Annotated in this window: 13 protein-coding genes; 3 read left to right on the forward strand and 10 right to left on the reverse strand. The window is 64.5% G+C overall.

Annotated features, from left to right (window positions below; genetic code table 11):
- Positions 1-19 precede the first annotated feature (19 nt).
- Positions 20-1,156, reverse strand: a complete 1,137-nt coding sequence (locus ASD99_RS01325; protein ID WP_056589185.1) for a LacI family DNA-binding transcriptional regulator — start codon at positions 1,154-1,156, stop codon at positions 20-22.
- Positions 1,157-1,726: 570 nt separating this feature from the next.
- Here ASD99_RS01325 and ASD99_RS01330 point away from each other — a divergent pair.
- The 3 genes from ASD99_RS01330 (at position 1,727) to ASD99_RS01340 (ending at position 5,412) form a co-directional block, all read left to right on the forward strand.
- A complete protein-coding gene (locus ASD99_RS01330; RefSeq protein ID WP_057142674.1) occupies positions 1,727-2,689 on the forward strand; it encodes a sugar-binding protein in 963 nt (320 codons plus the stop codon).
- A gap of 121 nt (positions 2,690-2,810) precedes the next feature.
- Positions 2,811-4,355: a sugar ABC transporter ATP-binding protein gene (locus tag ASD99_RS01335; RefSeq protein ID WP_082525559.1), complete on the forward strand. Its 1,545-nt coding sequence runs from the start codon at positions 2,811-2,813 to the stop codon at positions 4,353-4,355.
- 61 nt (positions 4,356-4,416) lie between these two features.
- Positions 4,417-5,412, forward strand: a complete 996-nt coding sequence (locus ASD99_RS01340; RefSeq protein WP_056589192.1) for an ABC transporter permease — start codon at positions 4,417-4,419, stop codon at positions 5,410-5,412.
- A gap of 25 nt (positions 5,413-5,437) precedes the next feature.
- On the opposite strand, the gene ASD99_RS01345 is transcribed toward ASD99_RS01340, so the two are convergent.
- The 9 genes from ASD99_RS01345 to iolD form a co-directional block, all read right to left on the reverse strand.
- The gene (locus ASD99_RS01345) at positions 5,438-5,653 is read right to left on the reverse strand and encodes a hypothetical protein (protein WP_056589194.1); all 216 of its coding nucleotides are present in this window, start codon (positions 5,651-5,653) and stop codon (positions 5,438-5,440) included.
- The gene (locus ASD99_RS01350; protein ID WP_057142484.1) at positions 5,650-6,405 is read right to left on the reverse strand and encodes a COG4280 domain-containing protein; all 756 of its coding nucleotides are present in this window, start codon (positions 6,403-6,405) and stop codon (positions 5,650-5,652) included. The genes ASD99_RS01345 and ASD99_RS01350 overlap by 4 nt, the downstream gene beginning before the upstream one ends.
- A gap of 226 nt (positions 6,406-6,631) precedes the next feature.
- Complete coding sequence (gene phnN, locus ASD99_RS01355) at positions 6,632-7,261, reverse strand: phosphonate metabolism protein/1,5-bisphosphokinase (PRPP-forming) PhnN (protein ID WP_057142485.1); 630 nt, start codon at positions 7,259-7,261, stop codon at positions 6,632-6,634.
- Positions 7,258-8,412, reverse strand: a complete 1,155-nt coding sequence (locus ASD99_RS01360; protein WP_056589203.1) for an alpha-D-ribose 1-methylphosphonate 5-triphosphate diphosphatase — start codon at positions 8,410-8,412, stop codon at positions 7,258-7,260. The genes phnN and ASD99_RS01360 overlap by 4 nt, the downstream gene beginning before the upstream one ends.
- A 47-nt stretch (positions 8,413-8,459) precedes the next feature.
- Entirely contained in the window at positions 8,460-9,167 is a 708-nt protein-coding gene (locus tag ASD99_RS01365) for a DUF1045 domain-containing protein (RefSeq protein WP_057142486.1), read from the reverse strand.
- 152 nt (positions 9,168-9,319) lie between these two features.
- Positions 9,320-10,132 carry a 5-deoxy-glucuronate isomerase gene (gene iolB / locus ASD99_RS01370; RefSeq protein ID WP_057142487.1) on the reverse strand — a complete coding sequence of 271 codons (813 nt, stop codon included), beginning with the start codon at positions 10,130-10,132 and terminating at the stop codon, positions 9,320-9,322.
- Positions 10,133-10,136: 4 nt separating this feature from the next.
- Complete coding sequence (locus tag ASD99_RS01375) at positions 10,137-10,355, reverse strand: hypothetical protein (protein WP_056589211.1); 219 nt, start codon at positions 10,353-10,355, stop codon at positions 10,137-10,139.
- A 58-nt stretch (positions 10,356-10,413) separates the two neighbouring features.
- Positions 10,414-11,331: a myo-inosose-2 dehydratase gene (gene iolE / locus ASD99_RS01380; protein WP_057142488.1), complete on the reverse strand. Its 918-nt coding sequence runs from the start codon at positions 11,329-11,331 to the stop codon at positions 10,414-10,416.
- A 145-nt stretch (positions 11,332-11,476) separates the two neighbouring features.
- Positions 11,477-13,327: a 3D-(3,5/4)-trihydroxycyclohexane-1,2-dione acylhydrolase (decyclizing) gene (iolD, locus tag ASD99_RS01385; protein ID WP_057142489.1), complete on the reverse strand. Its 1,851-nt coding sequence runs from the start codon at positions 13,325-13,327 to the stop codon at positions 11,477-11,479.
- Positions 13,328-13,359: the final 32 nt, after the last annotated feature.

The following is a 13,359-nucleotide window of genomic DNA, read 5'->3' on the forward strand; positions in this document are numbered from 1 at the left end:
CGGCCCGCGAGCGGACGCTTTAACTCACCGACGCTTCGCTCGAACTCGCGGACGAGCCGACCACAGCCCGTACGCTCTCTCGCTCCACCAGCGGGCACTCCAGCTTGGTAATCGGGTACCGCCCCCGTCCAGGCGGCGCCGGCGCTTCGAGCTGCTCGATTGCCCATTGGCCCATCGCCATGTGCGGCAGGATCGAGGTCGTCAGCGGCGGGAAGAGGTGGCGGGCGATTTCTTCATCGTCGTAGCCGACGACGGAAATGTCCTGCGGGATGTGCAGGCCTGCTTCCTTCAGCGCCTCATAGCAGCCGATCGCGGTGCGGTCGTTCTGGCAGAAGATGGCGGTCGGGCGGTCTTTCAGCGCCAGCAGCTTGACGGTCGCGGCATAGCCCGCACTTGCCGACCAGTCGCCCTCGACAACCAGTTCGGGATCGAACGGGATGTCGGCGGTGGCGAGCGCGCGGCGATAGCCCTTCAGCCTGTCTTGAGCGGCCTGCATCCACGGTTCGCCGGTGATGGTGGCGATGCGGCGGTGGCCGTGGCTGATCAGATGGCGGGTCGAGTTCTGGCCGCCGGCGATCTCGCTCGGCACCACGGCCGGGAAGGCGTAGTCCGCCGTATAGCAGTTGAGCAGGATCACCGGAATGTCGAGGCCGTAGAGATAGTCGGGCGCAGTGATCTCGCGGGTGAAGATGGTCATGTAGATCAGCGCCGAAATGCCTCGCTTGGTGAGCGCTGCGATGGCGCGCGGCTCCATGACGGAATCGCCAAGCGTCTGCGCCACCAGAAGCACGTTGCCGGCATTCCACGAGGCCTGCCGCGCGCCCTCGATGGCGACCACGGCTTCCGGGCTGGTGGCGAGCTGGTCGACGGCGAAGCCGATCACCCCGTCCAGTCCTTCGAAGGCGGTGGGAGGTTTTTGCAAGGCCGAGAAGGCCGGCGGCGAATAGCCGAGCGCCCGCGCGGCCTCGATCACTCGTTCGCGGGTCTGCTGCGACAGCCGGATGCCGGGTGAATTGTTGAGCACGAAGGAAACGGTTGCCTGCGAGCAGCCGGCGGCCCTGGCGATGTCGGTCATGGTGACGCGACCCCTGGCGCTCTTCGCCGCCGTCTTGCGTCGCCTCGCCGTATCGATGGTCGGGTCCGTCGTCTCGCTCATGGCACCCCCAAAGCACCCCCAAATTCCGGTCTGTCTAGCGGCAGCCTGTCAGGCCGGCAAGATGGCGTGACGCCGCATCGTTATAGGTCGTCACGAGCATTTATATCTATTAGTACCTTCAACGTCCATCCGCCATGCGGCTCCATACAGCCCGGAGCGCGAGCGCCATAGGACCTGGGCTTTGGCGCGTCCGGGCTGCCTGAAACCGCAACCATACCCACGGACATCGCCTCGAAACTAATACTGTTTACTAATACAAAAATGCGCTGTACCGTCAATCTGTCGCGTCCGGCCGGTTGGGTTCGGGGTGGCGGGAGTGTACGCAAATGGCTCGAAGGCGGGCGGATCTTACCTCCGCAAGCCTTGTCTCGGATATGTGATATGTCAGACAAATCGGACTATTTACGAACGAAGGATGAGTCTCTAAGGTCCATGATCGTGGCTGGAACGGCGCCATTCTTTCGGTGCCGCGAACCCCTTTGAGGAGGAGGGCGTCCAAGCTGCAAACGGCAAAATCAGGTCAGTGCAAGATCGGTCAGTCTGACGACTGAACCAAACGGGAGGTTGAACATGAAATCCTTGATACGAAATGCATCCGTAGCCGCCACGGCGCTGCTGCTTGGCCTGTCGGCCACGGCAATCGCGCGCGCCGACGACAAGCCGACGCTGGCCTTCGTCGTCAACGGCGCTTCCGATTTCTGGAAGGCCGCCGAAGCCGGCGTCAAGAAGGCGCAGGGCGAACTGCCGGACTACAATCTCGAGCTCAAATATCCCGAGCAGTCCTCGGTCGCCATCCAGCAGCGGCTCATGGACGATCTGGTGACGGCCGGCGTGAAGGGCATCATGGTCTCGGCGGTTGATCCGAAGACCTCGACCGATGGTCTCAACAAGATCGCTTCGGAAACGGCGCTGTTCACCACCGACTCGGACGCCCCGCAGACCAAGCGTGTCGCCTATATCGGCTCGTCCAACGTCGATGCCGGCAAGCAGGCCGCCGAAATCGCCAAGAAGGCGATGCCCAATGGCGGAAAATGCCTCGGCTTCGTCGGCCTGCTCGGCGCCGACAATGCCAAGGAGCGCATCCAGGGCATGAAGGACGGCCTGGCCGGCACCAAGATCGAGCTGATCGACGTGCGCGGCGACGACATCGACCAGGCTCGCGCCAAGAAGAACGTCGAGGACGCGCTGGTCGCCAGCCCCGACGTCACCTGCATGGTCGGCTTCTATTCCTACAACACGCCGCGCATCTATGAAGCGCTGCGCGATGCCGGCAAGCTCGGCTCGATCACCGTCGTCGGTTTCGATGACGATCCGATCACGCTGGGCGGCGTCAAGGAAGGCACCATTGCCGCGACCGTCGTGCAGCAGCCCTTCGAATGGGCCTATCAGGGCATGAAGCTGATGGCTGCCTATCTCAAGGGCGACAAGTCGGGCATCCCGGCCGGCGGTCTCATCATCATCCCGACCAAGATCATCGGCAAGGATGACGTCGACGCCTATGCCGCCAATTTGAAGGCGATGGCCGGAAAGTAAGACTTGACGCAGTTCAGCCGGCTCAACGTCGCTTGGGCCGGCTGCTCGCATTGACGAACCGCGCGTGGATCGTCAGTCTGAAGATGGACCAAAAACGGCCCACCGGCTGCTGTCAGGCATGATGAATTATTCCGACACATCCATCGTTGCGTCCACGGTTGCTCCATTCCTGAGCCTCGAGAACGTGCGCAAGACATATCCGGGCGTCGTCGCGCTCGATGGCTTCTCCATGGAGGTCAGGCCGGGCGAGGTCATCGGCCTCGTCGGCGAAAACGGCGCCGGCAAATCGACCTTGATGAAGATCCTCGGCGGCGTCACCACGCCGGACACCGGCACGATCACCGTCGACGGCACCGCCCACAAGGGGCTGACCGTCGAAGGCAGCCTGGGATCGGGCATCGCCTTCGTCCACCAGGAACTCAACCTGTTCGACAATCTCGATGTCGCCGCCAATATCTTCTTCGGCCGCGAGCCGTTGCGCGCCGGGCCGCTCAAGCTCGTCGACCGCGCAAAACTGCGCACCATGGTGGCGCCGCTGTTGAAGCGCGTCGGCGCCAATTTTTCCGCCGACACGCCGGTCGCGACCCTGTCGCTGGCCCAGCAGCAGATGGTCGAGATCGCCAAGGCGCTGTCGATCGAGGCAAGGCTGGTCATCCTCGACGAGCCGACATCGAGCCTGCCGCTCGCCGAAACCGACAAATTGCTCGACGTCATCAAGGCGCTGAAGGCGGACGGCATCAGCGTCATCTTCATTTCGCACCGGCTGCACGAGGTCGAGCGCGTCGCCGACCGCGTCGTCGTGCTGCGCGACGGCATGCTGGCCGGCACGCTGGGCAAGCACGACATCGGCCACGACCAGATGGTCAAGCTGATGATCGGCCGCATGCTGAAGGAGCGCGAAAAAGCCTCCGAGGCGGCGCGTGCGCCCGGCGCCACAGCCCTTTCCGCCAAGGCCATCCGCACCCCCGCCTATCCCGCCCGGCCCGTCGATCTCGACGTCAGGCGCGGCGAAATCCTCGGCCTTGCCGGGCTTGTCGGCTCCGGCCGCACCGAACTGGCGCGGGTGTTCTTCGGCATCGACTCAAGCCTTGGCGGCGCGCTCGAACTCGACGGCAAACCGCTTGCGCTGGGCTCGGCGGCGGACGCCGTCGCGCATGGCATCTTCCTGGTGCCGGAAGACCGCAAGCTGACCGGCATCCTGCTCGACCTGTCGATCGCCCAGAACATTTCGCTGCCCAATCTGCCGGCGCATGCGCGCCGCTCCCTGGTGTCGACAAGCGCCGAGACCGCCACCGCCGAGAAGCAAAAGAAAGATCTCGGCATCAAGGCGCCGTCGGTGCAGACGCGCACCGGCACGCTGTCGGGTGGCAACCAGCAGAAGGTCGTGCTCGGCAAATGGCTGGCCATGAATCCGAAGGTGATGATCCTGGACGAGCCGACGCGCGGCATCGACATTGGCGCCAAGGCGGAAATCTACGGGCTGATGCGGGCGCTCGCCGATGCCGGCGTCGCCGTGCTGATGATCTCCTCCGACATGGAAGAGGTAATCGGTGTGTCCGACCGCATCGCCGTCATGCATGAGGGCCAGATCTCGGGCATTCTGGACAAGGACCGGTTCAGCCAGGAAAACGTGCTGCTGCTGGCGGTGGGCAAGCTGCCGAAATAGGTTTTTGCCTCGCATTTCGCGCAAGCGCGATCCCGCTCGGGCAGGCATTGGGGAGAAGACGATGAGCAAGAAAGATCTCGGCCTGCTGATCCTGATTCTGGTGGTCGGCGCCATCGTTGCGATCATCAATCCGCGCTTCCTGCTGCCGATCAACCTGGCCAACACCTCGAATCTGATCGGACTATTCGGCATCCTGTCGATCGGCCAGGCCTTCGTCATCATCACCGGCGGCATCGAACTGTCGGTCGGCTCGGTGGTCGCGCTGCTGGGAACGCTGTTCATCGACTTCATCGCCGTGCGCGAGATGGAGTGGCCGCTGGCCTTCGTGCTGATCCTCGTGCTCGGCGCCATCATCGGCCTGGTGCATGGCTGGCTGATCACAAGGCTGAAATTGCAGCCTTTCGTCGTCACGCTATGCGGCCTCCTGATCTACCGCGGCGTCGCCCGCTTCTACACCGCCGACGGCACCGCCGGCTTCGCCTTTGGCCAGAATTTTCCCGACCTCGAATTCCTCACCGCCGGACGCTCCTATGGCGTTCCCAACAGCTTCATCGCGCTGATCGTCATTGCCATCGTCATGTGGGTGGTGCTGCACCGCTCGGTGTTCGGTCGCTATCTCTACGCCATCGGCAAGAACGAGGAGGCGGCGAAATATTCGGGCATCCGCACCGGCCGCGTCGTCATGGCGGCTTACGTCATCTGCGGCGTGCTGACGGCGCTGTCGGCGATCTATTTCGCCATGTACACGCGCTCGATTTCGCCAGCCAGCCACGGCCAGTTCTACGAGCTCTACGCCATCGCCGCGGCGGTGCTCGGCGGCTTTTCGCTGCGCGGCGGCGAGGGCTCGCTGATCGGCGTCATCCTCGGCACGGTGCTGCTGCAGGAACTGCAGAACCTTGTCAACCTGCTCGGCATCCCGTCCTCGCTCAACTTCGCGGTGATGGGCGGCGTCATCCTCATCGGCGTTCTGGTCGACCAGCAATGGGGCGTGTTCCGGGCACGGCGGCTGATGGTCGACGCGACCCGCAAGAGCGCCGCCGGCGCGGCCGCGGAATAGACGCCGGCCGCGCCGATATCGAGCGCTACCGGTTGGTCGCGCGCGCGGCGCGGCGAACGCTTTGCAACAGGATCGCGAGGCAGCCGATCAGCAGCAAGCCGCCGCCGAGCAGCGGCGGCAGCGCCAGCAGTTTCACCGCCGCCGCGACAACGGCCACCAGCACCAGCGCCAGCAGCGCCAGACTGCCGTCATCGACGAACATGCCGAGGAATTCCTTGGCCGCGAGACGAATGACGTTCATCGGGCAAGCCCTCCGGAGAGTGTGGGGTAGGCACCGCGCAGCCAGCGCACCATGACAAAGGACGCCAGCGCGACGATGGCGAAGATGGCGAGCAGAGCGAGATCGGCGCCCGGCCAGTCGGCGCCTAAGCCTTCGCCGGTCCAGAAGATGCCGAAGCTGGTCAGCATCAGCCCGACGACGAATTTGAGTGCATTCTCAGGCACGCGCGTCAATGGCCGGTGGACCGCGAGTCCGATCAGCATCACCAGGATGAACGCCGCCAGCGCGCCGAGGCTGGCGTAAAGCGTCTGCCCGTGTGCCGCGCCGACGGCAACGACGATGAACACCACCTCGACGCCTTCGAGCAGCACCGCTTTGAAGGATGCCAGCCCGGCGAGGTAGTCGGCGCGGCGGCCGTTGGCCTGCTGGTGCAAGACGGCGGTTTCCTTGGAGAAGGCCGCCTCCTCGTCATGCAGGGCGATGACGCCGATACTGCGCAGGATGGCTTTTCGCAGCCAGCGCATGCCGAACAGGATCAGCAGCACCCCGACGACGAATTGCAGCGTGGTGATGGGTACGAGCGCCAGCAGCGGGCCAAACGCCAGCACCAGGGCCGCCAGCAGCGCCAGCGCCAGGGCCGCGCCGGTCAATGCCGGGCGCCAGCCGCGCGTCACCCCCACCGCGAGCACGATGGTGAAGGCCTCGACGACCTCGACGAACGACGCCAGAAATGAGGCGGTGATCGTCGAAAGGATGGGTGTCAGGCTGTGCATCGAGGCTTCCTGTATTGTGTCGTTCTACCATGATCTGTTTGAAAGGTCGCTTCCCCAGGGTCGCGGTCCAGGATCACCATGCCGTCAGCGCCACACAGCGCTCCGCTGGCAGGGAAAAAGCAAGCGAAGCACCAACCGGCGGAGTCGAGCCGCACGCGCAGCGGCTCGAGATCGACCACCAGCCACCAGCATCGGCCCTGGAATGCGCTCGATAAACGCTGGAAGCCTAGATCAGGCCCGACATGTCGGAGAAGGCCATGGCCTTGCGCAGCACCTCGGCGAAACGCTCGCCGGCGGCTTCGCGCGGGCCGCTGTTGTCGATCGAGGTGACGCCAGGGCCCGACAAGGTCACACTGGCGCTGCGCGCCAGCCGGGCCAGAACTTCGCCGCGCGATTCACGTCCCCGCATTGCCAGCCGCTCGGCCAGAACCTCCGGCGAGGCAGTGATCTCGACGATGGCCAGATTGGCATAGCGTTCGCGCAAGGAGGGGATGATCGCGCGCGACACGTTGGCGACGGCGACATGGCCATTGGCGACCGCCCAGTCGACATCGGCCGGGATGCCATAGCGCAAGCCGTGCGCCTCCCAGGAGATGGCGAAGGCGCCATCCGCTTCGGCTTCGACGAAGGCGGCGTCAGCCAGCGTGTCGTGGTCCTCGCTGGCGGCATCGCTGGGCCGCGTGATGACGCGGCGGACGAACTCCAGCCTTGTTTCGTCGGCGAAGCGGGCGCGGGCGTAGCCGATCACCGTGTCCTTGCCGGCGCCACTCGGTCCGACCACGGCGACGAAGACGCCATCGCGGATCGGAAACGTCTCGGCGGACAATTCCCGCTCGATCAGCGCCGACACCATCATGCCACCCGGCGTCCCTGCCGCCAGACGGTGCGCACGACCGGGACATGGTCGTCTACGCGCACGCGCACCAGATCGGCGCGGCGGCCCTGTTCGATGACACCGCGGTCGGTCAGGCCAACCGCTTCGGCCGGGTTCTTCGAGACCATGGCGACCGCCTGCGGCAGGGAAATGCCTTCGACGACATCGCCAAGGAAGAATGCCGACTGGATCAGGCTGAAGGGAATGTAGTCGGATGACAGGATGTCGAGCAGGCCGTCGCTGGCCAGCGTGCGGGCCGAGACGTTGCCCGAATGCGAGGCGCCGCGCATGACGTTGGGCGCACCCATCAGCACGCCGAGCCCGGCCTCTTTCGAGGCCCTGGCGGCCTCCTCCGTGGTCGGGAACTCGGCGACGCGCACGCCCTGTTCGATCGCCTCGCCGACATGGCCAAGGGTGGCGTCGTCATGGCTGGCCAGCACGATGCCGCGCTCATGGCAGGCGGCGGCGATCACCGCCCGGTTAGGTGCCGAATTGCGCGCCGATTCCCCCATCCGCTTTTCGCAGAACACCTTGAAGTCGCGATCGGTCAGCTTCAGCTTGCGCTGGTAATAATAGGCATAGGTTTCGAGATTGACGAACTGGCGCTGGCCGGGCGCATGGTCCATCAGCGATGCCAGCTTGACCCGCTCGTCGCCGTCGAAATTGGCGAATGCCCCGAGGCAGTCCGGCGCCGAAACCTCGCAACGCAGATGGATGAAATGGTCGGCGCGCAGACGATCCTGCTGGACGCTGTCCTCGATCGCATCGGCCAGCTTGCGGATGTCTGTCGACGTCAGGTCAGCGTCTTCGTCCATGCCGACGCGCAGGGCGTCGAGCACGGTGGTGATGCCGGCGGTCGCCACCTGCGCGTCATGGGCGAGCACGGCGGCGATCGGATTCCAGCGCACCTTGGGCCGCGGCGCGTAATGGCCTTCGAGATGGTCCGTATGGAGTTCGACCAGCCCGGGAATGATATAGTCGCCGCCCATATCCTCGCCGGCCATGCTTCCACTGGTTTGGCTGGCACCCGCTTCTATGCCGGCGATAAAGCCGTCGCGCAGCACCAGCGAACCCTCGACGATCTCGTCGGCAAGCACGATGCGGGCGTTGTGGAGAACAGTCTCGGCGGTCATTTCAGGCAGTCCTTGGTTGTTCAGGCTGTGCTTGTTCCGGCAGGGTGTCAGGCAGTTTTTCTGGCGGAGCGGCGCCCGAGTGCGTGATGCGAGAGCACCATGAACGGTGCGCCCGGTTCGGTTTCGACAAACAATGTCAGCGCATCCACCAGAACCGGCTGTCGCAGAATGTCCGCGAACAGACTGTCGATTGCTGCGCGCAAACGAGGGCTTTCCTGTGACGCTGTCCGGCCGGACAGCGTCATGTGGAAGCGGAAGGTTTCGAAGACATAGGGATAGCCCCATTGGCAGAGATTGCGGAACTCGGCCGGCTTCAGCGAATCCGGGCTGCGCCGCTCGATTTCCGCCTCGGTCAGCGGCGCGCGAAACCGGTCGAAGCCGAGCACCACGTCATCGGCGAAGCGATTGAGCGCCGGCAGCGGCCCTTCCGGGACCAGTGCGAAGAAGCCGTCGATCTGGCTGATGACGAGACGCGGTATGGTCACCACCGGCGTTGCCTCGGCAAAATGGTCGAGTGCGGCGCGTAGCGAGGCTTCCGTCTCGTTGGCAGCCAGGCGGAAGGGGGCTTTCAGCGTCGCGTGGAAACCGTAGCGGCGCGCCGAAGCGGTGTGGAAGGCGACTTCAGCCGCCGACAGGTCGGCCACCGCCTCGACCGGCTTTGTCGCGGCACCAAACGGGTCGCGGCCGAGCCAGTTGGCGGCGATCCGCGCCAGCGGTTCGTCCTGCCGGGGGGTGAAATAGAGGGCGTAGCGCATGGAAAGTCCTCGTCAGCTCCGCTGCCATAGGTGATTTCCATGACGGATTGACGAAGCCTTGCAGGCATTCAGGTAACAAAACGGTGCGGCCGGGTCATTAGCCGGCGATTTTTTCGTGCTGGACCAGTTGTCGCGAAGGCTGAACGAACCGGTCAGGCCTTCATCAGCCATTCGTGCTCGGGTGCATTGTGGAATTTCCACGTCCGCTTCGGTCCGGCCATCACGTTGAGATAATAGAGGTCATAGCCGTGGCAGGCGGCGCAGGGGTGATAGCCCTTGGGCACCAGCACGACATCGCCGTCCTCGATCGCCATCGCCTCATCCAGCGCGCGATGGCCATTTTTGTCGGCGTCGGTGTAGACGCGCTGGAAAGCAAAGCCCTGCGGCGGATTGAGGCGGTGATAGTAGGTTTCCTCAAGATAGGATTCGGCGGGCAGATTGTCCTGGTCGTGCTTGTGCGGCGGATAGCTCGACGTGTGGCCGCCGGGCGTGATGACCTCGACCACCAGCAGCGAATCGGCTGGCTTGCCCTCCGGCAGGATGTTGGTGACGTAGCGCGTGTTGGTGCCTTTGCCGCGTACCTCCTGGCCGAGATCGTCCGGTGCGATCACCCGCACCGGCAGACCGCCGCCAAGGCCCGGCGCCGAGCAGACCGCGAGTTCCAGCTCGGTGTCTGCTGTCACCGACCAGTCCGATCCCTCAGGGACGTAGACCGACCAGGGCTTGCCCTCGAAGGGCGACATGCGCTCGCCGAGCTGGCCGAGGTCCTTGCCGCCGGCTGACGCATTGCCCTTGCCGGTGACGAACACCAAGCAGACTTCGCGATCATTCGTTTTTCCGGAGGCCGTCTCACCGGGCTTGAGCCGATGCAGGTCGAAACCGACATATGTCCAGCCCGCGATTTGCGGCGTCACATGGGCGACGAGGCCATGGCCCTTGTCGGCCTTCACCAGCAGCTTCGACATCGGGTTACTCCTTCGGTTCGGGCTCGACCGTTGCCTTGCCCTCTTCGGCCGGCTTGTAAAGATAGAAGAACTGCCAGACGGCGTAGCCGGCGAAGCCGAGCGCGATCATGCCCCAGAACGGCGTGCCGGTGGCGAATTCGATGATCGACCAGATGACGCAGACCGCGACGACGGCGACACGCCGCCACAAAGGCCGGAAGAAGGGGTGCTCGGAATCTTTCATCCGACCAACCTACAGCAACCCGGCTTCGCCGAGAACCACCGCATCAGGCCCCCCTTGATCAGACATTGGGAAAGCCTTGCGTCTCGACCGTGTAGCCCGCGGCGGTCATGACGCGCATCAATTCCTTGTAGCCGACCTGAGCCATCCTGAGCGGCGGGTTCTTCTTCGGATCCTGCTCGGCCTCGACCACGAACCAGCCCTCGTAGCCATGGTCGGCAAAGCGCTGCACGATGGCGCCGAAATCCAGCGAGCCGTCGCCCGGCACTGTGAACGCGCCCAGCGCCACGGCGTCGAGGAAGGACTGTTTCGTGCGGTCGAGCCTGTCGATCACGCCCATGCGCACGTCCTTCACATGCACATGGCTGATGCGGGTGTGATGGTTGTCGATGGCGCGCAGAACGTCGCCGCCGGCGAAGGCCAGATGGCCGGCATCGAGCAGCAACGGAATGCCGGCTCCGGAATAGCGCATGAAAGCATCGAGTTCCGGCTCGGTCTCGACCACCGCCGCCATATGGTGGTGATAGGAGAGCGGCATGCCTTGCTCGACGCACCATTCGCCAAACGCGGTGAGGCGCTTGGCATAGGCCTTCATCTCGTCATCCGATAGCTTCGGCTTGGTGGCCAGCGGTTTGGAGCGGTCGCCCTGGATCGAGCGGCCGACCTCGCCATAGACGATGCAAGGCGCGTTCACGGCCTTGAACAGGTCGATCATCGGCTGGATGCGATCCTTGTTGTCGGCCATTTCCCCATCGACCAGCGTGCCCGAAAACCAGCCACCGCACAGCGTCACGTCGGCTGCCTTCAGGATCGGCAGCATGACATCGGGATCATTGGGAAAACGCCGGCCCATCTCCATGCCGGTGAAACCGGCCGAGCGCGACTGGTGCAAGCATTCCTCCAGCGAGACATCATCGCTGAGCTCCGCAAGATCGTCGTTCCACCACGCAATGGGGGACATGCCCAGTTTGGCTTTCAAGTCGTCACTCCGGTTTCTTGTTCACCCTCCCCCTTGTGGGGAGGGTCGCTGCGAAGCAGCGGGGTGGGGGTGGCGCCGGACCCCCACCCGGACCTTCGGTCCGACCTCCCCACAAGGGGGAGGTAGGGGCTTGGCGACGCCTATATCAATTGCCGACGGTCTGCATCTTCCGCTTCTCGTCATACGCCTTGCGCGCCGCGTTGACCTGTGGTCGTGCCGACACTTCCGGCACCGCCACATCCCACCAGTGGCCTCCGGCATCGGTAGAAATCAGCGGGTCGGTGTCGATGACCAGCACCGTTGTGCGCGTGTTCTTCTTGGCTTGTGCCAGGGCATTTTCCAGCCCGGTAATCGACGGCACCTTTTCGGCAATCGCGCCCATGCTCGCCGCATGCGCGGCGAAGTCGATGTCGGGCAGGACCTCGTGGCGCGAGTCCTTCAGCAGATTGTTGAAGTTGGCGCCGCCGGTCGCCATCTGCAGCCGGTTGATACAGCCATAGCCCCTGTTATCGAGCAGCACGATGGTGAGCTTGAGCCCGAGCATCACCGAAGTGGCGATCTCGGAATTCAGCATCAGATAGGAGCCGTCGCCGATCATGACGACGACCTCCTCGTTTGGCTTGGCCATCTTGGTACCGAGCCCGCCGGCGATCTCGTAACCCATGGTCGAGAAGCCGTATTCGGCGTGATAGGAACCGGGCGCGCCTGCTTGCCATAATTTGTGCAGTTCGCCCGGAAGGCCGCCTGCGGCATGCAGCAGCGTCACACCGGAGCCCATGGCGCGCTGCACGGCGCCGATCACCTGCGCATCGGACGGATAGGCGGCATTGGTCGACGCCGTCACCTTGGCAGCCTCGGTCTGCCAGGCCTTCTTGCCGGTGGCTGCATTCTCGGTCCAGGTGGAAGGTGCCTTCCAGCCCTTTAGCGCAGCACCCAGTTCAGCCAGACCCTCGGCCGCGTCAGTGACCAGTGCCAGCGCCCGGTGCTTGCCGGCGTCGAAGGGCTGCACGTTCAGCCCGATAATGGTCTTGCCCGAATTCTTGAACAGCGCCCACGAGCCGGTGGTGAAGTCCTGCAGGCGTGTTCCGATGGCAAGCACGACATCGGCTTCCTCGGCCAACCGGTTGGCGGCAGCAGTGCCGGTGACGCCGACCGCCGCCATGTTGAGCGGATGGTCGTCCGGCAGCGAGGATTTTCCGCCTTGCGTCTCGCAGACCGGAATGCCGGCGCCCTCGGCGAATTTCGCCAGTTCGTCCGAGGCCTGCGAATAGAGGACACCGCCGCCGGCGATCACCAGCGGCTTCTTCGCCCCCTTCAGCGCCGCTACCGCGGCGGCAAGCTCATGGCGGTCCGGGCGCGGCCGGCGCTGGTGCCAGACCCGCTCGGCAAAGAAGCTCTCGGGATAGTCATAGGCCTCGGCCTGGACGTCCTGGCAGAGCGACAGCGTCACCGGGCCGCAATCAGCCGGATCGGTCAGCACCTGCATGGCGCGGCTCAGCGCTGGAATGATCTGCTCGGGCCGGGTGATGCGGTCGAAATAGCGCGACACAGGACGGAAGCAGTCATTGACCGTCGCCGTGCCGTCGGAGAAATCCTCGGCCTGCTGCAGCACCGGATCGGGGATGCGGTTGGCGAAGACATCGCCGGGCAGAAACAGGACGGGCAACCTGTTTACATGCGCAAGCGCCGCCGCCGTCACCATGTTGAGCGCGCCGGGGCCGATCGAAGAGGTCGCGGCCATGAAGCGGCGGCGGAAATTGGCCTTGGCATAGGCGATCGCCGCATGCGCCATCGCCTGTTCATTGTGGGCGCGGAAGGTCGGCAATTCGTCGCGCACCTGGTAGAGCGCCTCGCCGATGCCCGCGACATTGCCGTGGCCGAAGATCGCCCAGACGCCGCCGAAGATCGGGACTTGTCTGCTGTCGACCTCGGTCATTTGCCTGCTGAGAAAGCGGGTCAGCGCCTGCGCCATCGTCAGGCGGATTGTCTTGCTCATGGTGTGTTCCTCCGCAGTCCCTATTCCGCGCC

Origin of the sequence: Mesorhizobium sp. Root695 (assembly GCF_001428185.1) — a bacterium.
GTDB lineage: Bacteria > Pseudomonadota > Alphaproteobacteria > Rhizobiales > Rhizobiaceae > Mesorhizobium.

Coding starts and splice junctions, on each gene's coding strand:
- ASD99_RS01325 (WP_056589185.1), bottom strand. CDS start 1,156: ATGAGCGAGACGACGGACCCGACCATCGATACGGCGAGGCGACGCAAG.
- ASD99_RS01330 (WP_057142674.1), top strand. CDS start 1,727: ATGAAATCCTTGATACGAAATGCATCCGTAGCCGCCACGGCGCTGCTG.
- ASD99_RS01335 (WP_082525559.1), top strand. CDS start 2,811: ATGAATTATTCCGACACATCCATCGTTGCGTCCACGGTTGCTCCATTC.
- ASD99_RS01340 (WP_056589192.1), top strand. CDS start 4,417: ATGAGCAAGAAAGATCTCGGCCTGCTGATCCTGATTCTGGTGGTCGGC.
- ASD99_RS01345 (WP_056589194.1), bottom strand. CDS start 5,653: ATGAACGTCATTCGTCTCGCGGCCAAGGAATTCCTCGGCATGTTCGTC.
- ASD99_RS01350 (WP_057142484.1), bottom strand. CDS start 6,405: ATGCACAGCCTGACACCCATCCTTTCGACGATCACCGCCTCATTTCTG.
- phnN (WP_057142485.1), bottom strand. CDS start 7,261: ATGATGGTGTCGGCGCTGATCGAGCGGGAATTGTCCGCCGAGACGTTT.
- ASD99_RS01360 (WP_056589203.1), bottom strand. CDS start 8,412: ATGACCGCCGAGACTGTTCTCCACAACGCCCGCATCGTGCTTGCCGAC.
- ASD99_RS01365 (WP_057142486.1), bottom strand. CDS start 9,167: ATGCGCTACGCCCTCTATTTCACCCCCCGGCAGGACGAACCGCTGGCG.
- iolB (WP_057142487.1), bottom strand. CDS start 10,132: ATGTCGAAGCTGCTGGTGAAGGCCGACAAGGGCCATGGCCTCGTCGCC.
- ASD99_RS01375 (WP_056589211.1), bottom strand. CDS start 10,355: ATGAAAGATTCCGAGCACCCCTTCTTCCGGCCTTTGTGGCGGCGTGTC.
- iolD (WP_057142489.1), bottom strand. CDS start 13,327: ATGAGCAAGACAATCCGCCTGACGATGGCGCAGGCGCTGACCCGCTTT.